Origin of the sequence: Mediterraneibacter sp. 210702-DFI.5.30, from assembly GCF_020560115.1 — a bacterium.
In the GTDB taxonomy this organism is placed as follows: Bacteria; Bacillota; Clostridia; order Lachnospirales; family Lachnospiraceae; genus Mediterraneibacter; species Mediterraneibacter faecis.
Genome location: NZ_JAJCME010000076.1, coordinates 1 through 270, shown reverse-complemented (window position 1 = coordinate 270; position 270 = coordinate 1). Strand labels below are relative to the sequence as shown.

The 270-nt window shown below is 49.6% G+C and carries 1 protein-coding gene; it reads left to right on the top strand.

Going from position 1 to position 270, the window contains the following annotated elements:
- Positions 1–270: 4Fe-4S single cluster domain-containing protein (locus tag LI126_RS14745; protein WP_255651252.1), on the top strand; the 270-nt coding region annotated here is incomplete at both ends.

Genomic DNA, 270 nt, shown 5'->3' with positions numbered 1-270 from the left:
GGCGGGGAACCATTCTTGAACACCCAGGTCTGCTTAAAGATCATCAAGCGCGTGCGCAAGGAGTTTGGTCATACCAAAGATATCTGGTCATGGTCGGGCTACACCTGGGAAGAGCTGCAGCAGGAATCATATGACAAACTGGAAATGCTGAGCCTGATCGATATTTTGGTTGACGGCCGCTTTTTAGAAGGGCAAAAGGATTTGACGCTGCAGTTTCGTGGCAGTGCCAACCAGCGCATCATCGACGTGCAGAAATCATTAAAAGCCAAC